General features: G+C 48.2%; 22 protein-coding genes. 14 read left to right on the top strand and 8 right to left on the bottom strand.

Annotated elements, in window-relative coordinates; all coding sequences use genetic code 11:
- Positions 1 to 71: 71 nt before the first annotated feature.
- Complete coding sequence (gene icd, locus JYJ62_RS00445; protein ID WP_205340220.1) at positions 72 to 1325, bottom strand: NADP-dependent isocitrate dehydrogenase; 1254 nt, start codon at positions 1323 to 1325, stop codon at positions 72 to 74.
- A 334-nt stretch (positions 1326 to 1659) separates the two neighbouring features.
- Here icd and JYJ62_RS00440 point away from each other — a divergent pair, with 334 nt between their 5' ends.
- From JYJ62_RS00440 to JYJ62_RS00400, 9 genes are all read left to right on the top strand, one after another.
- Entirely contained in the window at positions 1660 to 2103 is a 444-nt protein-coding gene (locus JYJ62_RS00440) for an NUDIX hydrolase (protein WP_205340219.1), read from the top strand.
- A gap of 79 nt (positions 2104 to 2182) precedes the next feature.
- A complete protein-coding gene (gene mnmA, locus JYJ62_RS00435; RefSeq protein ID WP_205340218.1) occupies positions 2183 to 3301 on the top strand; it encodes a tRNA 2-thiouridine(34) synthase MnmA in 1119 nt (372 codons plus the stop codon).
- Positions 3298 to 3915, top strand: coding sequence for a high frequency lysogenization protein HflD (gene hflD / locus JYJ62_RS00430; protein WP_205340217.1), 618 nt, complete (start codon positions 3298 to 3300; stop codon positions 3913 to 3915). The genes mnmA and hflD overlap by 4 nt, the downstream gene beginning before the upstream one ends.
- Complete coding sequence (locus tag JYJ62_RS00425; protein WP_205340216.1) at positions 3912 to 4769, top strand: DMT family transporter; 858 nt, start codon at positions 3912 to 3914, stop codon at positions 4767 to 4769. Before hflD ends, JYJ62_RS00425 begins: the two co-directional genes overlap by 4 nt.
- 66 nt (positions 4770 to 4835) lie before the next feature.
- Positions 4836 to 6206, top strand: a complete 1371-nt coding sequence (gene purB, locus JYJ62_RS00420) for an adenylosuccinate lyase (protein WP_205340215.1) — start codon at positions 4836 to 4838, stop codon at positions 6204 to 6206.
- Between the two features lie 82 nt (positions 6207 to 6288).
- A complete protein-coding gene (locus tag JYJ62_RS00415) occupies positions 6289 to 7473 on the top strand; it encodes a cupin domain-containing protein (RefSeq protein WP_205340214.1) in 1185 nt (394 codons plus the stop codon).
- On the top strand, positions 7466 to 7891 hold the full coding sequence (locus JYJ62_RS00410; protein WP_205340213.1) for a GNAT family N-acetyltransferase: 426 nt from the start codon (positions 7466 to 7468) through the stop codon (positions 7889 to 7891). Before JYJ62_RS00415 ends, JYJ62_RS00410 begins: the two co-directional genes overlap by 8 nt.
- Positions 7892 to 8037: 146 nt before the next feature.
- Positions 8038 to 8853 (top strand): secretin N-terminal domain-containing protein, encoded by an 816-nt coding sequence (locus JYJ62_RS00405; RefSeq protein ID WP_205340212.1) that lies wholly within the window; start codon positions 8038 to 8040, stop codon positions 8851 to 8853.
- A gap of 490 nt (positions 8854 to 9343) precedes the next feature.
- On the top strand, positions 9344 to 10948 hold the full coding sequence (locus JYJ62_RS00400) for an isocitrate lyase (protein WP_205340211.1): 1605 nt from the start codon (positions 9344 to 9346) through the stop codon (positions 10946 to 10948).
- A 320-nt stretch (positions 10949 to 11268) separates the two neighbouring features.
- Here the strand turns inward: JYJ62_RS00400 and JYJ62_RS00395 are convergent, their stop codons facing one another.
- From JYJ62_RS00395 to JYJ62_RS00370, 6 genes are read right to left on the bottom strand one after another with little or no spacing between them, the layout of a single operon-like run.
- A complete protein-coding gene (locus tag JYJ62_RS00395; protein WP_205340210.1) occupies positions 11269 to 12363 on the bottom strand; it encodes a tetratricopeptide repeat protein in 1095 nt (364 codons plus the stop codon).
- A gap of 1 nt (position 12364) precedes the next feature.
- On the bottom strand, positions 12365 to 13057 hold the full coding sequence (locus tag JYJ62_RS00390) for an energy transducer TonB (protein WP_205340209.1): 693 nt from the start codon (positions 13055 to 13057) through the stop codon (positions 12365 to 12367).
- The gene (locus JYJ62_RS00385; protein WP_205340208.1) at positions 13057 to 13470 is read right to left on the bottom strand and encodes an ExbD/TolR family protein; all 414 of its coding nucleotides are present in this window, start codon (positions 13468 to 13470) and stop codon (positions 13057 to 13059) included. Before JYJ62_RS00385 ends, JYJ62_RS00390 begins: the two co-directional genes overlap by 1 nt.
- Before the next feature lie 10 nt (positions 13471 to 13480).
- Positions 13481 to 14035: a MotA/TolQ/ExbB proton channel family protein gene (locus tag JYJ62_RS00380; RefSeq protein ID WP_205340207.1), complete on the bottom strand. Its 555-nt coding sequence runs from the start codon at positions 14033 to 14035 to the stop codon at positions 13481 to 13483.
- Positions 14028 to 15371, bottom strand: a complete 1344-nt coding sequence (locus JYJ62_RS00375) for a MotA/TolQ/ExbB proton channel family protein (RefSeq protein ID WP_205340206.1) — start codon at positions 15369 to 15371, stop codon at positions 14028 to 14030. Before JYJ62_RS00375 ends, JYJ62_RS00380 begins: the two co-directional genes overlap by 8 nt.
- Positions 15368 to 16138: a DUF3450 domain-containing protein gene (locus JYJ62_RS00370; protein ID WP_205340205.1), complete on the bottom strand. Its 771-nt coding sequence runs from the start codon at positions 16136 to 16138 to the stop codon at positions 15368 to 15370. Before JYJ62_RS00370 ends, JYJ62_RS00375 begins: the two co-directional genes overlap by 4 nt.
- Positions 16139 to 16472: 334 nt before the next feature.
- Between JYJ62_RS00370 and cydD the strand changes: the two genes are divergently transcribed.
- Complete coding sequence (gene cydD, locus JYJ62_RS00365) at positions 16473 to 18212, top strand: thiol reductant ABC exporter subunit CydD (protein ID WP_205340204.1); 1740 nt, start codon at positions 16473 to 16475, stop codon at positions 18210 to 18212.
- Entirely contained in the window at positions 18206 to 19852 is a 1647-nt protein-coding gene (gene cydC / locus JYJ62_RS00360; RefSeq protein ID WP_205340203.1) for a thiol reductant ABC exporter subunit CydC, read from the top strand. Before cydD ends, cydC begins: the two co-directional genes overlap by 7 nt.
- A gap of 36 nt (positions 19853 to 19888) precedes the next feature.
- On the opposite strand, the gene JYJ62_RS00355 is transcribed toward cydC, so the two are convergent.
- Complete coding sequence (locus tag JYJ62_RS00355; protein WP_205340202.1) at positions 19889 to 20143, bottom strand: DUF1289 domain-containing protein; 255 nt, start codon at positions 20141 to 20143, stop codon at positions 19889 to 19891.
- A 361-nt stretch (positions 20144 to 20504) separates the two neighbouring features.
- On the opposite strand from JYJ62_RS00355, the gene nrdA reads away from it, so the two are divergent.
- Genes nrdA through yfaE form a run of 3 tightly spaced genes read left to right on the top strand, consistent with a single transcriptional unit; the run spans position 20505 to position 24206 of the window.
- The gene (gene nrdA / locus JYJ62_RS00350) at positions 20505 to 22781 is read left to right on the top strand and encodes a class 1a ribonucleoside-diphosphate reductase subunit alpha (RefSeq protein WP_205340201.1); all 2277 of its coding nucleotides are present in this window, start codon (positions 20505 to 20507) and stop codon (positions 22779 to 22781) included.
- A gap of 6 nt (positions 22782 to 22787) precedes the next feature.
- Complete coding sequence (nrdB, locus tag JYJ62_RS00345; RefSeq protein WP_232365679.1) at positions 22788 to 23927, top strand: class Ia ribonucleoside-diphosphate reductase subunit beta; 1140 nt, start codon at positions 22788 to 22790, stop codon at positions 23925 to 23927.
- Between the two features lie 12 nt (positions 23928 to 23939).
- Positions 23940 to 24206 carry a class I ribonucleotide reductase maintenance protein YfaE gene (gene yfaE, locus JYJ62_RS00340; protein ID WP_205340199.1) on the top strand — a complete coding sequence of 89 codons (267 nt, stop codon included), beginning with the start codon at positions 23940 to 23942 and terminating at the stop codon, positions 24204 to 24206.
- The last annotated feature ends 334 nt before the right edge of the window (positions 24207 to 24540 follow it).

Raw genomic sequence — 24540 nt, 5'->3', positions numbered from 1 at the left:
TGTACCTGTTCTCACCAAATACCAACAAAAACGCCCCAACAAGTGGGGCGTTTTTTAAGCGTCAGCTTTGATTACATTTTTGCAATCATGGCATCGCCAAACTCAGAGCAAGACAACAATTTAGCGTCGTCCATCAAGCGCTCAAAGTCATAGGTCACAGTCTTAGCAGCGATAGCACCGTTGATGCCGTCGATGATTAAGTCAGCGGCTTCTAACCAGCCCATATGACGTAGCATCATTTCTGCAGAAAGGATCAGTGAACCTGGGTTCACTTTATCCAGACCAACATACTTAGGTGCAGTACCATGCGTTGCTTCGAACATTGCAATGTTGTCTGACAAGTTAGCGCCCGGTGCAATACCGATACCACCGACCTGTGCCGCCAATGCGTCAGAGATGTAGTCGCCATTCAGGTTCAAAGTAGCAAGGACGTCATACTCTGATGGGCGCAGGATGATCTGCTGCAGCATTGCATCAGCAATCGCATCTTTAACGATAACGTTTTTGCCAGTTTTAGGGTTCTTGAACTGCATCCAAGGACCGCCATCCAGCAACTCAGCACCGAACTCATCACGTGCAACTTCGTAGCCCCACTCTTTGAAGGCACCTTCGGTGAACTTCATGATGTTGCCTTTGTGTACGATAGTCAGTGACTCACGATCGTTATCCACAATGTACTGCAGTGCTTTACGGACTAAACGCTTAGTACCTTCCTCTGATACTGGCTTAACACCAATACCACAGTTTTCAGTAAAGCGGATTTTGGTAACGCCCATTTCTTCAGTGAAGAACTTGATTACTTTTGTAGCTTCTGGCGTACCTGCTTGCCACTCAATACCTGCGTAGATGTCTTCAGAGTTTTCACGGAAGATCACCATATCAACGTCTTGTGGACGCTTAACAGGGCTTGGTACACCGGTAAACCAGCGTACTGGACGCAAGCAAACGTAGAGGTCTAATTGCTGACGTAGGGCAACGTTCAATGAACGAATACCGCCGCCAACTGGCGTAGTCAAAGGACCTTTGATAGAAACAACGTAGTCACGTACTGCGTTAAGTGTCTCTTCTGGCAACCAAGTTTCTGAATCATAAACCTGAGTTGCTTTCTCACCAGCGAAAACTTCCATCCAAGAAATTTTACGCTTACCTGCGTAAGCTTTTTCTACAGCGGCATCGACCACTTTAATCATTACTGGACTGATATCCGAACCAATACCATCACCCTCGATGTAAGGAATGATTGGATTGTTTGGTACAGTTAAAGTCATATCTGCATTAACGGTGATTTTGTCACCGGCTGGCACTTGGATCTTTTGGTATCCCATGCTGGACTCCGTCATTTACGTGGTCTTTAAAAAGCTGTCACGCGTGTGGCATGACAGCGATAATTCAAACTCAATCGGCATGTATGACCTCTGTACTATAAAAAAAGTCACACATGCTATCTATTTGACCCGCTTGAACGCTTTTAACGCTGTAGCGCAGTCAGTGCAGCGCGTATCATACACTCTTTAAACGATCGCCGAATAGATTGCTGTAGTCAAACTATTCATTCACTACAGCTATTTCTACGTCTAACATCGTGCATTCTCGAACATTTCACACAAATATGTATCGATAATCCGAACTCTGTAAGCCTTTCCCTTAAAGAGGTTACGTATGACACGCTTTACTCCACATATCACCGTTGCCACTGTGATCGAAAAAGATGGACGCTTTCTATTCGTTAAAGAGCATGCTGAAAGTCGCACTGTATTAAACCAGCCTGCAGGCCACTTAGAAATGGACGAAAGTCTAATTCAAGCAGCAATTCGTGAAACTTTAGAAGAAACAGGCTGGGATATTGAGATTTCCCATTTAATTGGCATTTATCTCTATACAGCACCCAGCAATAACATCACCTATCAGCGCGTCTGCTTTGCCGGTCAAGCTTTACGGCAGCGCGAAAATCATAAACTCGACGAAGGTATTATTGGCCCAGTGTGGCTCAGTCGCGATGAGTTATTGGCACAATCTGAGTTATGGCGCAGTCCCATGGTGTTACGCAGTGTTGATGATTATTTAAACGGCGCCCGCTTTTCTTTGGATCTATTTAAAAGCTAAAGCCATCAGCCTCTGTTCTCCCTAGAATCTAGCAATTCTGCTAGGATAGCGTTCTTTTAACTAGCTTATTTAAATTGCCATGCATACTCCTTCTGAAACCCGTGTAATTGTCGGCATGTCCGGCGGTGTTGATTCTTCTGTTGCGGCGTTGTTGCTGATCCAGCAAGGCTATCAAGTGGAAGGGTTATTTATGAAAAACTGGGAGGAAGATGATGGCACTGAATATTGCACCGCCAAAGAAGACCTCGCCGACGCGCAAGCCGTGTGTAACACCCTAGGGATTAAATTACATACAGCTAACTTTGCTGCCGAATACTGGGATAACGTCTTTGAACATTTCCTTGAAGAGTATAAGGCTGGGCGCACACCCAACCCCGACATCCTCTGCAATCGTGAAATTAAATTCAAAGCCTTCCTAGATTATGCCGAGCAGTTGGGCGCGCACTTAATTGCCACAGGTCACTATGTGCGTCGCCGTGATATTGATGGTCATAGTCAATTGCTTAAAGGTGTCGATACCAATAAGGATCAAAGCTATTTCTTACATGCGGTGGGTGGTGAGCAAATTCATAAATCACTGTTCCCAGTCGGCGAATATGAAAAACCTGCGGTACGTGAACTGGCCGAGCAGCACGGCTTGATTACCGCCAATAAAAAAGACTCCACTGGTATCTGTTTTATTGGTGAGCGGCGCTTTACCGACTTTCTTAAGCAATACTTACCAGCACAACCTGGTGTGATTGAAACCACTGACGGCACCAAACTGGGCCAGCACAATGGTTTGATGTACCACACCATTGGTCAGCGCCAAGGTTTAGGTATTGGTGGATTAAAGAATGCGAGCGAAGACGCGTGGTATGTCTTGGCTAAAGACCTCGCGCGTAATGTACTCATCGTTGGTCAAGGTAACGAGCATCCGTGGCTATTTTCACGCACTTTGCTGACCCGCGATGTCAACTGGATTAACCCTGTTGATATTGATGCTCTGAACAATCTGACCGCCAAAGTACGCTATCGCCAAAGCGATCAAGCGTGCCGTATTGAACGCACTGATGACGGCTACTTGGTCACCTTCGAGCAGCCACAGCGCGCTGTTACTTTAGGCCAATCCATTGTCTTTTATAGCGATGATGTGTGCTTAGGCGGCGGCGTCATCGAAGCCTGCAGCCCTTGGAATGAGAGTATTCAACGACCATGACACCACTTCAAGAACAAATGACCGCTCTAGGCGGTGTCTTTCAAGCGTCAGCATTGGTCAACAAGCTCGCACACAGCGGCCAAGTCAGTGATGCGGCGCTCGCCTATATGCTGAAAACGCTATTAGTACGCAACCCTGAAAGCACTCTTGATGTGTACGGCGGTGATGATCTAGGTCTGCGCGAAGGCTATAAGTTACTGCAAGCCACTTTAGAGCGCGAAACAAATAACCTGCCGCGCGAAAGCTTGCGCTATGTCGTCTCGATGCTGAGTCTCGAGCGGCAGTTTTCACGTCGCGATGACTTACTGGAAATTGCCGGCCAGCGTCTGCCAAAAATCGAGCAACAAGTTGAGCTCTACGGCTTATCCAGTGACACTATCGCCTCTTCTTTTGGTGCGCTGTACCAAGACACTATTAGCACTTTCAAACAACGTATTCAGGTGCATGGTGATATGCGTTTTTTACAGCAGGAAGCTACTGCCGCAAAAGTGCGCGCACTGTTATTTGCCGGCATTCGTTCCGCACGCCTATGGCGACAATTGGGCGGTCGGCGCTGGCACTTGCTGACCAAGCGTGGCGCGATGCTAAATGAGTTGCATGCGCGCAACTTATGAATCAACGCAGTGTTCGCCCTTTACAAGGCGCGGCCCTACTCGCCCTTTCTGCACTCTTATTCTCGTGCATGGGTGTACTGATTCGCGAAGCCTCGGCCACCGTTAATAACGAAAATATTGTCTTCTTTAGAAATATCGTTGGCGTTATTTTCTTTTTACCACTGCTGTTAAGCAAGGGCCTCAAGCCCTTTAAAACCAAGCGTTTAAAATCGCACCTGATGCGCACCAGCTATGGCTTAGCAGCGATGTACTGCTTTTTTTATGCCATTGCTCACTTACCTCTGGCCGACGCCATGGTCTTTACCTATTCAGCCCCGGTATTTACCCCAATTATTGCCTATTTATGGCTGAAAGAGCCGCTCACCCGTCGGATGCTCGCTTTCTCATTGCTAGGTTTGATTGGTGTGATCTTAGTCGCCAAACCCAGTGATGCATTATTTAGCAACCTATCACTGGTCGGGCTTGCTGCCAGCCTGCTGGCCGCCACCGCGTTTGTTTCGATCCGAGAAATGAGTGATACCGAACCGGCGTACCGCATGGTGTTTTACTTTGCGTTATTCAGCAGCCTAATTTCTGCCGTGCCGCTACTCTGGGCATGGCAACCGTTAAGCTCGGAGCAATTGCTTTTACTCTGTGCGGCAGGCTTAGTCGCCGCTTTAGCGCAAATTATCATGTCACGTGCTTACTCATTAGCCCCACCCGGTTTAATCGGCCCTGTCGCCTATTTGGCTATTGTTTTTGCCGGCGTACTCTCGCTATTACGTTGGGGTGAAGTGCCTGACCTCACCTCAATATTTGGTGCTGTGCTGATCTTTACTGCCAGCATGTTGTCGGTGTTCTGGCGTAAACACTAAAACCTAGCGTGCATTTGATGTACACTACGCGCCTTATTTTATTCATTAATTGTTAGAGAACGCATCATGCAGCTTACCTCGCTTACCGCGGTTTCCCCCGTTGACGGCCGTTACGGCAGCAGAACCACCGCCCTGCGCCCTATTTTTAGTGAATACGGTCTTATTCGTAACCGTGTCTTGGTTGAGGTTCGCTGGTTACAGCGCTTAGCCGCCCATGCCAGTATCACTGAAGTCACGCCTTTTTCTGACACTGCTAACGCTGCTTTAAATGAATTAGCTGAGAACTTCCAGCTCGAGCATGCTGAGCGTGTTAAAGAGTTTGAACGCACCACCAACCACGACGTTAAAGCGGTTGAGTACTTACTAAAAGAACAAGCGCAAAAACTACCTGAGCTGGCCAAAGTTACCGAGTTCATTCACTTTGCCTGCACCAGTGAAGACATCAATAACCTCTCGCACGCTTTAATGCTGCGCGAAGGCCGCGACGATGTATTACTGCCATTGATGCGTAAACTGGCTGAAAGCCTACGTGCATTATCCGTTGAATTTGCTGATGTGCCAATGCTCTCGCGCACCCATGGCCAGCCTGCATCACCGACCACGTTGGGTAAAGAGTTTGCCAACGTAGTGTACCGTCTGGAGCGTCAAATCGCTCAAGTTGCGGCGACCCCATTACTCGGCAAAATGAATGGTGCCGTCGGTAACTACAACGCCCACCTGTCTGCCTACCCTGAGATTGACTGGGAAGCCAATGCCCGTGAGTTTATTGAAGGCGATTTAGGTCTAACCTTTAACCCTTACACCACGCAAATTGAGCCGCATGACTATATTGCTGAGCTGTTTGATGCGGTTGCGCGTTTTAATACCATTCTGATCGATTTTGACCGTGACGTATGGGGCTATATTTCTATCGGCTACTTTAAGCAAAAAACCATTGCCGGTGAAATTGGTTCATCCACCATGCCGCATAAAGTTAACCCGATTGACTTCGAAAACTCCGAAGGCAACTTAGGTATTGCTAACGCTATTTTCCAACACTTAGCCAGCAAATTACCGATTTCACGCTGGCAGCGTGACCTCACTGACTCCACCGTCTTGCGCAACCTCGGTGTTGGTATGGCACACAGTGTGATTGCCTACGAGGCGACACTTAAAGGTGTCAGCAAGCTCGAGCTCAACGCAGCGAAAATCGCCGATGATTTGGACAACTGCTGGGAAGTATTAGCTGAGCCAGTACAGACCGTCATGCGTCGCTACGGCATTGAAAACCCGTACGAAAAGCTTAAAGACCTCACCCGCGGTAAAGGTATCAGCGCCGAGGTTTTGCAAACCTTTATTGAAACGCTAGATTTGCCTGAAGAGGCGAAAGTGCAATTACGCGCACTGACGCCAGCCAACTATATTGGTAATGCCGATGTACAAGCTAAGCGTGTCTAACGCTACTTTAGCTGTTTGAGTGTTTTGACGCCCGGCTAAACCCGGGCGTTTTATTTTCAGTATTTATTTTGGAATCAACCACTTGTCTACCCCATTTAATACACCACTTGAGATTCTAGGTGGCATCAGTGCCGACGTTTTTTTACGCGATTACTGGCAAAAAAAACCACTTCTGATCCGTCAAGCGATACCTGATTTTGTCAGTCCTCTGGATGGTAATGATTTAGCTGGTTTATCGCTGGAAGAGATGGTTGAGTCACGTATTGTGCTTGAACATGGTGAAACGCCTTGGCAGCTTAAGCAAGGTCCATTCGATGATGACACCTACAGCACCCTTCCTGAGCGTGACTGGACGCTGCTGGTACAAGCAGTTGATCAGTTCAGTCCTGAGGTCGCCGAGGTGCTTGAGCACTTTACCTTCCTGCCGAACTGGCGCATTGATGATGTGATGATCAGCTTTGCCGTACCCGGCGGCAGCGTCGGCCCACACTATGATAATTACGATGTATTCTTGCTGCAAGCCGAAGGCAAACGCTCGTGGAAAATCGGCCAGATGTGCGATAACGAAAGCTTAATTCTCAACCATCCTGATCTGCGCATCCTCGAAGAATTCGAGCAGACCGATGAATGGGTATTAGAGCCGGGCGATATGCTGTACTTGCCGCCCCGTCTCGCCCATTGGGGTATTGCACAAACCGACTGCATGACTTGGTCGGTGGGTTTTCGCGCACCCTCAACAGCAGAAGTTGTTACCAATTATGCTGACTTTGTTGCACGCTTTTTACCAGACGAACAGCGTTATGGCGATGCTGATATGTCGCCCGTGCAGAACCCAAGCTATATCCGCCCAGAAGATATCAAGCGCTTACGTCAATTGATTAGCGAGCAACTCGATGATGATCGTATGCTGCTCACCTGGTTTGGCCAGTATATGACCGAACCGCGCTACCCTGATCTATTAGTCGGTAGTGACATCAGTGCCGATGACTTGCAAGATACACTTAATCAAGGCGCTGTCTTTACCCGCAATCCAACTGCACGCTTGGCCTGGAGCCATATACAGCTGGATACCGAGACTGCTGTGGTATTTTTTGTCAGTGGTAACAGCCGTATTTTAAGTGAGCATTTAGTGCCATTACTTGATTTACTCTGCTGCGCCGATGCGGTGTATATAGATAACTTAGAACCTTGGCTCAATGATGCAGAAGCAACGACTTTGCTCTGCGAACTGATTAAACACGGAAGCCTGGAGTGTATCGATGAGTGACTTGCAAATTCGAAGAGCCGACTGGCACAAAGACAATACGGATTTACGACGCATTCGTGAGAGTGTTTTTATCCAAGAGCAAGGTGTTACACCTGAGCAAGAGTGGGATAGCGACGATGTTACTGCAACTCATTTTCTTGCCTATGAAGGTGATTTTGCCATTGGTACCGCGCGCTTATTAGCTGACGGCTGCATTGGTCGCGTGTCTGTTTTAAAAGACTGGCGCGGTCTGCATGTCGGCGAACAATTGCTGATGGCTGCAGTCAAAGAAGCAGAAAGTAAAGGTTTAAAACAACAAACCTTAACCGCGCAAGTGCATGCGGCAGGTTTTTATGAGCGCTTAGGTTTTACTGCTATTAGCGATGAGTTTCTTGAAGCGGGTATTCCACACATTGAGATGCTGCGTAATAGCCAATAAACCCTAGTCGATTCTGCTCAATATCAAGCCGAGTAACAGTGTCAAACGCGAGTATGTGCAATCGCATACCTCGCGTACTGTACAATCAGCAGCACCAGAATGCAGGCGATGACGTTGAGCGATGTCAATCTATGGAGAGTGCTGCTATGAACGCCCTAACCCGCTTTTTCGTACTTTTTTTACTACTATGTGGCTCTACGCTAACACACGCGGCCAGTGAAGTGATTCAACTCAACTTTCGCATGGCGCAAGATGTTCTGCCCGTCGCTCAGGCTGTATTAGGTAGCGACGGCCGAGTAACCGCCTATGGCAACCAACTCATTGTTAATGCCAGTAACGATAAAATTGCCGAGTTACGCTCGGTGCTTGAGCGTATTGATATCCAGCCACGGCGTTTATTGATCACGGTCGATACTCAGGGCAATCAATACAATCGCGAGCGCGGCTATCAAGTTGACGGCACGATCGGTGACCGGCATAGCGAAGTTGTAATTGGCCAGGGTGAGCAGCAAGGCCAGGATCAAATTCGCATTATTCGCAACACTACACAAAGTCGTGACGGTTCACTGCAGTCTGTACAAACACTAGAAGGCTCTGCCGCCTTGGTGCAAATAGGTCAAGATATCCCACTGCGCTCAACCGGCTACGGCCACTATGGTCAACGCCAAGAACACATCGAATACCGCTCAGTCAACCAAGGTTTCTATGTCACTGCGACAGTACATGGCGATAATGTGCAGATTGAGATCGACAGTCAAAATGATCAGCGTAGCCAGCAATACAATGATGTCATTGATACAAAAAACACCTCCAGCCGTGTTAGCGGTCGCTTGGGCCAGTGGATTAATGTCAGCACCAGTCATCAAGATACGCAGCAGCGACAGGATGGGTTTATACAAAAGCGTCATAGCACAGGACAAGAAGGCAGTCAGCTACAGATTAAAGTTGAAGTACTCGATTAGCTTGACTGTCCTCAGCCATTGGCTTTTATGTAGTGAAAATAAAACAACACTACAAAACATTTGACGAACGCGTTTCTAAAGCGCATCATAGCCCCCGCTCCCGCTAGCCAGAACGCTTTAACCAGTGTTCCAAAGCCAACTTAAGAGTACTTCCTAAGTGGTTTTGTGTTAACAACATCCAAAAGATGCTGTGACGAGGTTGCGACCAGTATGTTGTTGTCCTGAGGGACGGGGAAGCAGTATGCATCAATGATGCATCAGATAGCTCACTACAGTGAGATGCGTTTGCGGATGTTAAGTTGTCGATATCACAGCTTAATGCAGCAGCCTTATTTATCTGATCGCGCCCCTTCGTTTCAAGACACAGTGTTATGGTCAATTATCGGCACTACAGCGGAAGCTAACCCGCAATTTAAACTTCCAGCGATAGCAGGTTGTGTGTGGGCAGTCGGTACTCAAACTCACTCCACTCTTCTTTGAAGGATTGACCATGTCAACTTATCAAAACGAAATTAAGGCAATTGCCGCTCTTAAAGAACAAGCCGGTAATGGCTGGAGCGCAATTAACCCCGAGTCTGCCGCTCGTATGCGCATTCAAAACCGTTTCAAAACAGGTCTAGACATCGCGAAGTACACTGCAGCCATCATGCGTAAAGACATGGCTGAGTACGATGCCGACTCTTCTGTATACACCCAGTCGCTGGGTTGCTGGCACGGTTTCATCGGTCAGCAAAAACTGATCGCTATCAAAAAACACCTGAAAACCACGAACAAGCGCTACCTCTACCTGTCAGGTTGGATGGTTGCTGCGATGCGTTCTGAGTTCGGCCCACTGCCTGACCAGTCAATGCACGAAAAAACCTCTGTTGCTTCATTGATTGCAGAGCTGTACACCTTCTTACGTCAAGCTGACACACGTGAACTGGATCTTCTGTTCACTGCGTTAGATAAAGCACGTAAAGCAGGTAATACTGCTGAAGAAGAGTCGATCTTAGATCAGATCGAAAACTTCGAAACTCACGTTGTACCCATCATTGCTGACATTGATGCTGGTTTCGGTAACGAAGAAGCCACCTACTTGATGGCTAAGCAAATGATCGAAGCCGGTGCTGCTGCGATTCAGATCGAGAACCAAGTATCTGATGAAAAGCAATGTGGACACCAAGACGGTAAAGTAACAGTTCCACACGCTGACTTCTTAGCAAAAATCAATGCTGTACGTTACGCGTTCCTAGAACTCGGCGTTAACGACGGTGTGATCGTTGCACGTACTGACTCCTTGGGCGCAGGCTTAACTAAGCAAATCGCAGTAACCAATGAGCCAGGCGACTTGGGCGACCAATACAACAGCTTCCTTGATGGTACGTACATCAACGATGCAAGCGAAATCGAAAACGGTGACGTTGTTGTTAAATCAAACGGTAAACTGCTGAAGCCAGCACGTTTAGCCAGCGGTTTATTCCAGTTCCGTGAAAACACCGGTGTTGAGCGCGTTATCCTTGACTGCATCACCTCACTGCAAAACGGTGCTGACTTACTGTGGATCGAAACTGAAAAACCACACGTTGGCCAAATCGCAGAAATGGTTAACAAGATTCGTGCAGCAGTTCCAAACGCTAAGCTGGTTTACAACAACAGCCCATCGTTCAACTGGACGCTGAACTTCCGCCAACAAGCGTTTGATGATTGGGCTGCGGAAGGTAAAGACGTTTCTGCTTACGATCGTGCTCGCTTGATGAGCGCTGACTACGATGGTACTGAACTGTGTAACGAAGCGGATGCACGCATCCAGAGCTTCCAGAAAGATGCATCGCGTGAAGCGGGTATCTTCCACCACTTGATCACTCTACCTACGTACCACACTGCTGCGTTGTCGACTGACAACCTAGCTAAAGGCTACTTCGGTGAAGAAGGTATGCTGGCTTACGTTGAAGGCGTTCAGCGTAAAGAAATTCGTCAAGGTATTGCGTGCGTACGTCACCAAAACATGGCGGGTTCTGATATCGGTGATAGTCATAAAGAGTATTTCTCTGGCGACGCAGCACTGAAAGCAAGCGGTGAAGACAACACTATGAGCCAGTTCGATAACGTTTAATCGTTAACATGGTTTAGCAGTTTCTGACTGCGTGTTGTAGAAAAACCCCAGCCTAGGCTGGGGTTTTTTATTGCCTACAGAAAAGCAGCCGATACGAACAAAGCATGCCGGCTGCTTGTGTGCATGAACTTGAATACTTAGCCTTTGTTTTAAAAGCCAATTAAATAATTACCATCGATATTATATACTTTTAAAAATATTCGAAACTACTCACTTATGTTATCGATGCTAAAAACGATATTAGCGTCTAGCGCTCATTTCTATATCCCTTGCACGCGCTGAACGATAAATAGAGAGGATGACTTTTCTGTGGATCAAGGTTATTTTTTAGCGAGCTGGGTGCTGTTTTTCTTTTCAAGCACTAAACGGCTTTGCGCCCAATCACGCCAGGCCTGTACCTGTTGTTGATTCGCACCGGCTTTCTCAGCGGCGCTGAGTGCTTGTAAACCCGCATCCCAACGGCCTTGTTGTATTTCTAACTGAGCAACATTAAGCCAGTGCTGGCCTTTACCGGTTTGCTTGGCCAGTTGCGTGTACTGCTGCGCAGCACGTGGGTAGTCTCGGGCTTGCCAGTGCAGTTGCGCCAAACGTTCTTGTGTCGCTGGACTGGCACTGAGTAAACCGTGTTGCAGCATACCTGCCAATAAACGAGCAGCTTGCCAGGGTTGATCTGACGCAGAGGCAAGAGCAATTAGACGATCGAGATCTGCCTGCTTAAAGTTGATACCTTTGCTGTAAGCAGTGCGTAATGTCGCCAAGGCTTTACTGTGTTGACCAGCCAATTGTTGTAGGACTGCTAGCTGCTTCCAAGCCGTTAATTGATCAGGACTGCGCTGCAGCACTTGTTTTTGCCATTGCTCAGCTTGGGGGTAACGTTTTAACTCAGCATTCGCACCGACCATAAATTGCAGCCAACTATCACTGATCGTACGCTTACCTTTTACATACTGCTCAGCCAGAGGTAAGGCTTTATCTAAACGCCCTAAACCTTGCCAAGCCTGGATGCGCATCTCTAGGGTTTCATCAGTTTGCGCAATATCTTGCAGGTAATGTAAAACCTGTTGGTAGTTTTTGATTGCAAAACTCAGCTTAGCTAAATTAAGGCGATCCTCGGCAACTTGCTCCGTTGTTAACTGACCACTTTTCAACGCTTTAGCAAGTAGATCGATCGCATGCTTATTATGCCCTTGCGCCCAGACCAAGTAGCCTTGGCTACGCCAAATAAGCACCTGCTCTAAACTATTGGGTTTAACCTGCACTGCGCGCAGCGCCTGCTCTGCTTCGGCGTATTGACCGGCCTGCTGCGCTGCTTGCGCGGTTTGCAAGGCTCGGAATACCTGCGGCGCAATACTTTGCGCCGAGACAGCTTGAGTACTCAGCGCACAGACACAGGCAGCCAATAACAATCGACGCATCCTATCGCCCTCTTTTTTCTAAACGAAACTGCAAGGTTTTAACCGCTTCACGGGCCACTAAACGACCCTCTTCGCTGCGTGGTGAAAAACGCCAGCGTACTGCAGCGCGTCGTGCTTCACGGTCAAACACATTGGCTGGCGAAGACTCTACCACGCGCACATTTTCCACCTTACCATCCGGCGTAATGGTAAACGCTAGCTTCACGTAGCCTTCAATACCGCGACGGCGTGCGCTATCAGGATAAACAGGTAGCACTTCATTTAAAGGAATCACTTCAGCATCATTACTCGGTGCACTGTGTGCGGCGCTGGCCGCAGGCGCTGAAGGCGCAGCCGGTGCTGCAGCTTGCGCAGTTAAACCTTGTAGACTCGGCGCCGAAGCAACAGCCACACTAATACTGCTGGACAACTGCGGCACAGCCAAATCAAGCGTCGCCATTGGCGGGGTACGCGGCGGTTGCGGTGCCTGCTGTACGGGTGGTGTCTCAGGTTGGGGCTCCACAGGTTTTTCTGGCATTTGCTGGCGAGAGCGACTTGGGTCGCTTGACTCTTGCTGCAACTTCGGCATAAAGCGCCCAATTTGTAATGCTGATTCATCCGCTTTATTTTTGGGTGGAAAGATCATCACCAACATTAAAATAAAGCTGCCGATGACAATCGCAATAGCGGCTAAAAAAGACCACAACCAACGCATCAATGCGACTCCGTAGAAGCCGCTAAGACCACGTCTTGCACACCGGCTAAACGCGCTTGATCCATCACTTTCACGACCAGTCCGGTGCGCGCCTCTTGATCAGCTTGCACCACCACTACGCCCTCAGGTTGCTCTTGACGCATACGCTCAACATGCGCGCGTACACTACGTACATCCACCACTTGCTTATCTAACCAAACCTGGCCATCAGCAGTGACCGCAATTAAAATATTACCTTTATCTTGCGCACTGGCCGTATCAGCTTGTGGGCGATTGACCTCAATGCCCGACTCTTTAATAAATGAACTGGTCACAATAAAGAAAATTAGCATAATAAACACCACATCCAACATGGGTGTTAAATCAATTCCAGCCTCTTCTTCAGCTTGCTGACTGTAGCGGCGCATTCTCATCGTCTAATCCTTATCCGTGACGCAGTTGATCAGCCAACCGCCCAATTGCTCGCCGTGCATTACGCTCTAAACGGGCCAAACTAAATAAACCACCAATGGCGAGGACCATCCCCGCCAAAGTGGGTAACGTGGCTTGCCAGACGCCGCCAGCCATGGCCCGAGGATTACCACTGCCGCTGACCGCTAAGACTTCAAAGACTGCCACCATACCGGTGACGGTCCCCAGCAAACCCAACAGCGGAAACATCGCCACTAAGGTGCGAGTGACAGACAAAGGCGTAAGCAATTGCTCTCGCGCTTGTGCCAGCCATGCCGCTCTCACCGCTCGCTGCCAGCCATTCTGCGCGCTGGCATTAAAGTTAAGTGTCTGCCAGTCGGCACGACGCTCTTTGGCCCAACGCGGAAAATAGCAATGCATATACCAAAAGCGCTCCAAGACTAGCGTCCAAAACAACACACACAGGGCGGCGAGCAGCCACATTACGATGCCGCCAGCGCTCATCAGATCCAGCAAGGCATGGCTGCTATCAATCAACCAAAACCATGCACTTTGCCAGTTATTCACTGCGCTTACTTCCTGTCATATGTAGCGCGAGTAGCCCCACACATTGTTGTTCCAGTAATTGCACAACTGTCTTACTGCGCGCACTAAGAATGCTGTGTAAAAACAACAAAGGAATCGCAACCACTAAGCCTTCAACCGTAGTGACGAGCGCTTGCGAAATACCGTCGGCCATCAAACGCGAATCACCGCCACCGCTTTGGGTAATGGCTTGGAAGGTAATAATCATTCCCGTCACAGTACCGAGCAAACCAAGTAAAGGCGCAACCGCAGCTAACAATTTAAGTAGACCTTGGCCTTTCTCCAACTGCGGTACTTCTTGCATCACGGCTTCATCGAGTTTCAGCTCCAGGGTTTCTAAGTCAGATAGTTGTGGATTAGGTCCTAGCACGCTCAACACACGTCCGAGCGGATTATTGCTATTGGGCTGTGATAAGTTGCGCATTTGGGCACGAACACTACCAAGCACTTGCATCAAGCCCAGCAAACGCCATGCGGCTAGAGCAAAACCAAAAACACCCAGCGCAACAATCACCCAACCGACTAATCCACCCTGCTTCAGACGATCCAACACCGAGGGTTGACGTTGTAATTGCTCAATCAACGCACCACGGGTTGGGTCCAGAGGAATCATCACGACAGCGTCGTTACTGCCGATCCACTGCTTAACTTGGCCAATAGCAGAAGGCTGCTTCGGCAAAGCGCGGTAAGCATTATCACCTTCACTAAAGGTTAAAAAGGCTTGTTCACTGTAGGCTGAGAAAGGCCCAACACGGAAAACATCCTGAGTTTGACGCTGGCCGTCGGCACCAATCACTGGTGCCGCAACACGCTCAACACGCCCGGTTGCGATCATATCTTCGAGTACTGTGAGCCAGAAACTCTCAACTTGCGCGGCGCTTGGCAACACTCGGCTTTTAGATAAACGGTCAAGTTGTTCAACACGCTGTGGAAACTGCACATTGAGTAGACTGCTGCGCCATTGACCGGCTAAATCACCGGCACTTTGTCGTACCACGGCAAACAACTCACCGAGATCACCGACTTGCTGTTTAAGTAGTTGCTCTTGATCGGCCAATTCCTGTTCATTGGCTGTAAAGGTCGATTTCAACGCAGCGGCACGAGACTCTTGTTGCACTAAAGCTTTTTTTGCATCTGCTAATAACTGTGCCTGTTGATTGCGCGACGCTAAAAAACGCTGCTCGCGCTCTTGCATTAATTGCTCTTCAGTATTTTTTTCACTGCGTATGCGCTCAAGCAACTGATCGGGTGTTAAAACATTAGCCTGCACAGAAAGACTAAACAGCGCGGCACAGGTGACCCATAACAAGCGTTTCATGGCTGCACCTCCAGCGCTAGAGTCTTAATCGGCAGCTCTAACCAATCGGCAGTTTTTTGTTGACGAGCAATGGCAATGGCTTTTTGTAAAGGACGGCGCACATTATTATCCAAAACTTGCCAGCTATGCGTTTGTGCATTCCAATAGCCACTTTCATGGCCATTTGGAGTTTGGTAATACAGCATTACTCGACCCAGGCGTAAAAACTCAACACTGCGCTGCTCTGCACCTTCGCCGAGCTCACCACGCCATGCTTCGAGGGTATAGCCGTAGTCACTTTCAATTTGATAGGCTTCAAGAATGCGACGGTATTTTTCTGCCATACTGACATCGGCACGGGGCATCAACTCTTGCAGTGCGGCTAAGCGATCCTCGCGCTCATGTGGCAAAAATGGCACATCCGCTCCAATAAACTCAGCGAGAACTTCCACCATACGACGCATTTGCGGCATCACTGCAGCCTCAGTGTCCTGCAACTCATCAAGCTGCTCTTGGTAGCTGACTAACTCTTGATGTTGCGCAGCAACCAGCTCACTGACTTGCTCGTTATAACCTTCCAGAGCTTTAGTTTTAGCTAAAGTGTTACTGTATTCCTCTAACATCGCCTGACTGGCATCATCAAGACGCTCGATGCGTTTCTGAGAACTTTGCGCGGTTTGGCTGAGTATTTCGCTTTCGCTCAGTGACTGCTCTATAGTCGCAGCACTGATAACAGGACTCACCACCACACAATACAAAAGCAGTGAGCGCAAAGTTGTTGCTTGCATGAATACAGTTTCCTTGTATTTAGTTGGCTTTAATCGAAATGATTATCATCTACGACGACTAACAAATCAAGCCTCCAAAGCGTTTAAAAAAGCTATGTGATTATATTACATATTCGTTTTTTATTTGTGCGTATGTCCTTAATAGATGAAATATGCGCCCAATCACAGATACTATGCGATTTAATAATGTTTTTACATTGACCAGAATCAGAACAGGACAACATGTCGCACAGCGAGCACCTGCGTATGTGCGATTATTGAGAAATATTCGCGCTACGTTGCTGTTTATAGACAGCCACTTTACAGCCATCACTTTATAGGCACGGTTTAATCAGTGGATAAAGCTCTAGAAAACCCCGAGAAACAGCTGAAACGTAAATTACGTCATCATTTAAAACAAATTATTGCTCCAGAAGCACAGCGCTTACGCTGGGCTCTTATTTTTGCCGTTGTTGGCGCCCTGCTCTTTATTGGACAAAGTTGGCTGCTGGCGCAACTCTTTGTCGGTTTACTCGAGAATTCGCAAACCACAACCGAGTTGCAGCAAACCTTTGATAGACGCTATATCCTAGGCTTAGCGCTATGCTTTACCTTACGTCCAACGGCTCAGTTTATTCGTGAACGTCTCTCGCAAGCTGCCAGCCTGAAGGCACGAAAATCCTTACGTCAGCAGCTACTAGGTACATTAGCCAACTTAGGACCGGAGCGGCAGATTCTGGGCGCTGACGGCGCGTTAAGCTCACAATTACTGGAACAAGTCGATGCTTTAGATGGCTACATCAGCCGCTATTATGTACAACTCTATTTAGTCCTGATTGTTCCGTTAATGATCAGTATCGCCGCCTTTTACTACAGCCCCCTGGCGGCAGTTTTAATGTTGCTGACCGCACCTTTAGTGCCGTTATTTATGATTCTAGTCGGCAGCGCTGCGAGCCGTAGCAGCCAACAGCAAATGGCCGCGATGAGCCAACTCAGTAGCCGTTTTTTAGACTGGGTGCGTGGCATGCCCACTTTGCAACACCTGAAAGCCATCTCACAAGCTCAATATGATGTCGATAATTCAGCCTCGAAATACCGCGACACCACGATGAAAGTTCTACGCTTAGCCTTTTTATCAGGTGCAGTACTGGAGCTGTTCTCATCATTGGCGATTGCTCTCGTCGCCCTTTATTTAGGTTTAGGTTTACTGGGTGTTTTACCTTGGGCCAAAGGTGTGATCCCTGTGCCCTATGCCGGTGCACTGTTTATTCTGTTATTAGCACCTGAGTTTTACGCACCGTTACGCCAGCTGGGAACTGACTATCACGCGAAAGCAGAAGCGGAAGGTGCCATTGAAGAGTTACTGCCTCTATTAGAACAACACACTTGGCAACACCCCGGTCAACAGCCTTTGCAATTAAACGCGGCTCCAGCAATATCTCTCAGCAAGACCAGTATCACCGCGCAAAATGGACGAATACGTCTACCCAGCATTGATCTGCAGATTGCCGCCGGTGAACGGATTGGCTTGCACGGCGCAAGTGGCAGCGGTAAGTCCAGTTTACTACTGGCGCTATTAGGTTTTGTACCCTACAGCGGTCGTATTGAAGTCAACCAAACTTCACTGCTTGCTAGCTTGCGCAGTGACTGGCATCGACAGCTCGGTTATTTATCACAACAGCCTAACTTTAAGCGCGGCAGCCTGGCGGACAACTTGCGGCTCGCTAATCCAGATGCCAGCGAAGAAGATCTTTACGCTGCGTTGCAAGCAGTGGATTTATTAGCTTTAGTTGAAAAACTCCCACAGGGTTTAAATGCCCCGCTGGGCGAGCGTGGTTTAGGTCTGTCTGGCGGTCAGCTGAGTCGTCTAGCGATTGCGCAATTATTACTGCGTGATGCGCATATCTGGTTATTGGATGAACCCACCGCGCACCTTGATCCCGAGACCAGCGCTATTATTCACGCACTCTTAGAGAAACTTAGTGTCGGCAAAACCTTAGTTTTGATCAGCCACCAATGGCAAGGACTACAATGGCTGGATCGCCATATTGATTTACATGCCCTGCAAACGCCAGAGGAGCAGCCTTTATGCTAACCCCTATTCGTTTGCGCAATTTACTGCGCAGCCGCCAAGCCAACTGGAGCTTAGCCTTGTTGTTAGGCTCGCTCACCCTATTCTCTGCGATTGCTTTATTAGCAACCTCAGGCTGGTTCATTACCGCATCCGCAATTGCCGGACTAGTATTGAGTAGCTCATTTACTTTCGATTACTTTCGTCCTGCAGCATTGATTCGCCTGTTTGCCATTGTGCGCACCGCTGGCCGCTATGGCGAACGTGTCACCTCACACCATGCCACCCTGTCCTTGCTGAAAGATCTACGTAGCCAAGTGTTTAGTGCTCTAACCTTGCGCAAGGCAGCGGTCAATCAAGACAGCACCGGTTCTGCCGCTACCATGCACCGCTTGGTCGCGGATATTGATCGCTTGGATCGTTTTCCCTTGCAGTTTATAGCACCGTGGTTTTGGGCCTGTTTAATCATCTTAGCGTACTGGATATTTGCCTATTGGTTACAACCACAGTTGGCTTACGCCGTCACGCCCGCACTGCTTGTGGCGCTATTCATTGTGCCTGCGCTAGGTTTTTGGCGGGGTCGCACGCTTGCTCTGACAGATGTGCAAGCGGCAGAACTGCGTCGTGAGCACTTTTTAGAGTCATTATCGCTATTGACCTCGCTCACCCTTTGGCAAGGTTGGCAAAAACAGCAAGCTGACACTTTAAAAGCAGATGAGTATTATCAGGAACAACACTATCAACAACAGCAACTGATTAGTCTGCTGGCGCTATTGCAGCAGCTTGCTCTGGCTGCCAGCTTAGGTTGTCTATTATGGTTTGGCGTACCCTTAGTCTCCGCGAGTCTAATCAACGTGCCTTGGCTATTGGCCGCTGCGCTTGCGCTATTGGGTATTCACGAAGCCTTAGTACCTTTAGCGGGTAGCTTTATTGGTTTAGGGCAAAGCCAAGCGGCACGTGACCGGATTAACCAACTGATGCAAGTGAATGGAGCGCCGAACGACGTTGACGAAGATGCTGATAAACCACGTCCTAGCGCACCTTTTCAGCTACAAACGCAACATCTCTACGCTCGCATTCCAGGGGCACTGAATGGTCCAGAACATATCAATATTGATCTGCACAGTGGCCAAGTGTTATTAGTAACTGGCGCCTCAGGAATTGGTAAAACCACTCTATTAAAAGTATTGGCCAACGCTCTAGCACCCAGTAGTGGTGATTATCTGATCAACCAGCGTCCAGCTAGCACATGGCAATTGGATGAATGCATTGGCTATTTACCACAGCAGCTGGATATCTTCGATCGTAGTCTAGCCGGCAATTTACGCTTAGCCGATCCAAAAGCCAGTGACGAGCAACTCTGGCAGGTGTTAGCCGATGTAGCGCTGGCGGATTGGGCAAGAGCACAAAACGGTTTAGATACTGCACTCGGCGAATACGGCGCACAAATTTCTGGCGGTCAAGCACGACGCATTGCTTTAGCGCGCCTTTTGCTTGCTCAGCGTCCAATTTTATTAGTGGATGAGCCCTTTGCCGGTCTTGATAGTGTCAGCAGTTACCAAGTCTTAGCGGCCTTACGCGAGCGCCAAGCCAATGGTTTGCTGATTATTGTCAGTCACCATGAGATGGATATTCCTGACGCCCAGCGCTTGCATCTATCCTAGCCATGAAAGGCGCGCACTGAAATGATATCTGCGCGGCTAAAACATACTGGGTTGTTCGGGCTGTTCAGACTGTGGTTTGGCAGCCTCTAAAGCCGCTTCTTTAGCTTTTAGGACGCGCGCTTTACGTTGCTGACATAAGCGCACGACATGGCGCTTATCCGTCTCACTGAACTTAAGCCAATACAAACGTTCATCACGTGAGCGAAAGCAGCCTTTGCAATAGCCTCTGTTATTCGCCTCGCAGACACCAATGCAAGGGCTGGGGATTTCAAAAAACTCAAGCTGCTGCATAGAAAATATAGCCTTTAAAATACACACTCAATATGACAATTATGCTAGAGCTAGACGACAATTGATTACTTTTTAAACGACTTAATGTTACCCGAGAATTACCCTCTTGAAATCAAAAACGCAAGCAAATTAATTGTATAAATTTTACAGCTCTGCAAGCCTACAGAGCATCAGGCTTACAGCGTAAAACAAGCAAGATCACCTCGTTTTAGCAGGTTGATCTTAATCAACCAATACCCTATATTGCGTCTTTCTTTTAGCACAAACACTATATGATGTGTTTTGCATACAAAATCCGCTCTACAATAGTACTCGCAAATATTCAAGCCCTATTGCGCACAAACACCTTAAGGATCTTATTATGACAGACTTTAACGCCATTAAAGTAACCAAGCGCGATGGTCGCCAAGAACCGATCGAGTTAGACAAGATCCATCGTGTTCTTGATTGGGCTGCAATGGGCTTGAAGAATGTCTCGGTCTCGCAGGTCGAGCTGAAATCACATATCCAGTTTTACAACGGTATCCGCACTAAAGATATCCACGAAACCATTATTAAAGCTGCAGCGGATTTGATCTCTGAAGACACGCCAGATTATCAGTACTTGGCAGCGCGCTTGGCGATTTTCCACTTACGCAAAATTGCTTATGGTGAATTTGAGCCGCCACATCTGTTTGACCACGTCACCAAGCTGACTAACGAAGAACGTTACGACAGCCATATTTTACGTGACTACGATAAAGCTGAGTTTGACGAGCTTAATGAGTATATGGATCACGGCCGTGATATGTCTTTCTCATATGCCGCCGTTAAACAGCTTGAAGGTAAATACTTAGTCCAGAACCGCGTCACTAAAGAAGTCTACGAAAGTCCGCAAATGCTCTATATTTTGATCGGCATGTGTTTGTTTGCAGATTATCCAAAAGACACGCGCCTGAACTATATCAAACGTTTTTACGATGCGATTTCGTTGTTCAAAATTTCTCTACCGACGCCAATTATGGCCGGTGTACGTACCCCGTCACGCCAGTTCAGTTCTTGCGTACTGATTGAGTGTGGTGACAGCTTAGATTCAATCAGTGCCACCACCTCAGCGATTGTTAAATATGTCTCGCTGCGTGCGGGTATTGGTATTAATGCGGGCCGTATTCGTGCAGTGGGTAGCCCCATCCGTGGCGGTGAGGCGCAGCATACCGGCTGTATCCCCTTCTTCAAGCTGTTCCAAGCGGCGGTTAAATCCTGCTCGCAAGGTGGTGTACGCGGTGGTGCAGCCACGCTGTTCTACCCAATGTGGCACTTAGAAGTTGAATCTCTGCTGGTCCTGAAGAACAACCGCGGTGTCGAAGAAAACCGTGTGCGTCATATGGACTACGGTGTGCAACTGAATAAACTGATGTATCAGCGCCTGATTCAAGGCGGTAAGATCACTCTGTTCTCTCCGCATGAAGTGCCCGGTCTATACGAAGCATTCTTTGCTGACCAAGTTGAATTCGAGCGTCTGTACGTGCAATACGAGCAAGATGAAAATATTCGCAAACGTAGCATGCCTGCGGTTGAGTTGTTCTCACTGATGATGCAAGAGCGTGCCAGTACCGGCCGTATCTACATCCAGAACGTTGACCACTGCAACACGCACAGCCCGTTTGATCCAAAGGTTGCGCCGATTCGCCAGTCTAACCTGTGTCTAGAAATCGCACTGCCCACCAGCCCGCTGGAAAACATCAACGAGACCGACAAAGAAATCGCGCTGTGTACCCTGTCAGCATTTAACTTAGGTGCGATTGAAAGCCTTGATGAACTGGAAGACTTAGCTGATCTTGCTGTGCGCGCGCTGGACTCCTTGCTGACTTACCAGGACTACCCTCTGGAAGCCGCTCGTAACGCAACCATGAAGCGCCGTACGCTCGGCGTAGGTGTGATCAACTACGCTTACTACTTAGCTAAGAACGGTTTGAAGTATTCTGATGGCTCAGCCAATGCGCTAACCCACCGTACCTTTGAAGCGATGCAGTACTACCTGCTGAAAGCATCGAATAATCTGTCGAAAGAGTTTGGTCCGTGCACTGCGTTTAATGAAACAACTTATGCGCAAGGCATTTTGCCAATCGACACCTACAAGAAAGATTTGGATGTCATCTGCAGTGAGCCTCTGCATTTAGACTGGGAAACATTGCGCGCTGATATCGTTAAACACGGCCTACGCAACTCTACTCTGTCTTCATTAATGCCTTCGGAAACCTCCAGTCAGATTTCCAACGCCACCAACGGTATTGAGCCGCCACGTGGTTTAGTTACAATCAAACAATCGAAAGACGGCATCCTCAAGCAAGTGGTGCCAAGTTATGACGAACTGAAAGACAAATACGAATTACTCTGGAGCATGCCTAATAACGAAGGCTATTTACATCTCGTTGGCATTATGCAGAAATTCGTTGACCAAGCTATTTCGGCCAACACCAACTACGATCCTCAGCGTTTTGAGGGTGGCCGTGTACCCATGCAGCAACTGTTAAAAGACTTGTTGACTGCGTACAAATTCGGTCTAAAAACACTGTACTACCAAAACACTCGCGATGGCGCTGATGACAGCCAAGGCGATATGGATGACGGTTGCGCTGGTGGCGCTTGCAAGATTTAAGGGTGAATGATTATGAAATACAGCACTTTCTCACTAACTGATAACGACCAGCTCAAAGAACCTATGTTTTTTGGCCAACCGGTTAACGTCGCACGTTACGACCAACAAAAATATCCTATTTTTGAAAAGTTGATTGAAAAACAACTGTCGTTTTTCTGGCGTCCTGAGGAAGTGGATGTATCTCAAGATCGTACGGATTACCGCAATCTGCCCGATCATGAAAAGCATATTTTCATCAGTAATCTCAAGTATCAGACGCTGCTGGATTCCATCCAAGGCCGTAGCCCTAACGTTGCCTTCTTGCCACTGGTTTCGATTCCAGAGCTAGAAACATGGATTGAAACCTGGTCGTTCTCGGAAACCATTCATTCGCGTTCGTACACCCATATTATTCGTAATATTGTCAACGATCCGGCTGTGGTATTTGACGATATTATGCGCAATGAGCACATCATTGAGCGTGCCGGTGATATCTCTAAGTACTACGATGATTTGATCCATTACAGCATGCTCTACAATAAATGCGGCCCCGGTACACACACGCTCAATGGTAGAACTCACGAAGTCAGCTTATTTGAGCTTAAGCGCAAACTGTATCTGTGCATGATGAGTGTTAACGTACTGGAAGCAATTCGCTTCTATGTTAGCTTTGCCTGCTCTTTTGCCTTTGCTGAACGTCGTTTAATGGAAGGCAACGCGAAAATTATTCGCCTGATTGCTCGCGATGAAGCGCTGCACCTGACCGGTACTCAGCACATCATTAACATTATGCAAGATGGCCACGATGATCCTGAAATGGCTGAAGTAGCACGTTCATGCCACGACGAGAGCGTTGAAATCTTCAAGCACGCAGCGCAGCAAGAAAAAGAGTGGGCTAAATACTTATTCAAAGATGGTTCAATGATTGGCCTTAACCTTGGCATTCTGAATCAGTACATTGAATACATCACTAACTTACGCATGCATGCCGTCGGTCTTGAGCCTGCGTTTAGCAATGCCTCGCACAATCCAATCCCATGGATTAATGCCTGGTTAGTCTCTGACAACGTTCAAGTCGCACCGCAAGAAGTTGAAGTCAGCTCCTACTTGGTTGGCCAGATCAATTCGACCGTGTCAGCTGAAGACTTAGGCGAATTCGAGCTTTAAGTGGACAAGTCCATGCAAGTCATTACTGAAGATCTGATTTTTCAACTGGACGAGTCAGAAACGCTACTGGAAGGCTTGGAGCGTACCGGTCACCAAGTCGAATACCAGTGCCGTAGTGGTTACTGCGGTTCCTGCCGCGTGACCCTGCGTGCCGGTAGCGTTGACTATGAAAAACCACCATTGGCCTATCTGCGCAGAGACGAAATACTTCCCTGCTGTTGCCGTGTGCTTGAACCCCTAGTGATTAAGGTGCAGTTGAAAAGCAAGTACAGTGCTTGATCTACGGCGAGCCAAGTATTCGCTCTACTTAATAGCCAGTATCTAAGCGTTCAGCAGACAACCTGAACAACTCTCAGCATTGGCAAGACGGTACTCATGCCGCGGATGACTGGACGTGGCTGATATTAACGGCACAGCCGAAGGCAAGACCTTCGCAACGGGCGGTACCCAAACGCACTGCAAGTCAGTGTTCACATCAGAACACCTGTCAGCGCCGACAGCATCTCAGCCAAGCAAACAGCGGATTTGTTTCCCCTCCTAAACAGCGCATTATTAACATACAATACGCTCATTAAATGGCCCGCAAGAGCAGCCATGCCGCTATTACAGAGCT

This window comes from Denitrificimonas caeni (assembly GCF_905120345.1).
Lineage (GTDB): Bacteria > Pseudomonadota > Gammaproteobacteria > Pseudomonadales > Pseudomonadaceae > Denitrificimonas > Denitrificimonas caeni_A.
Note: the sequence above shows the minus strand (reverse complement) of the source record. Positions and strands in the feature narration are given on the sequence as shown.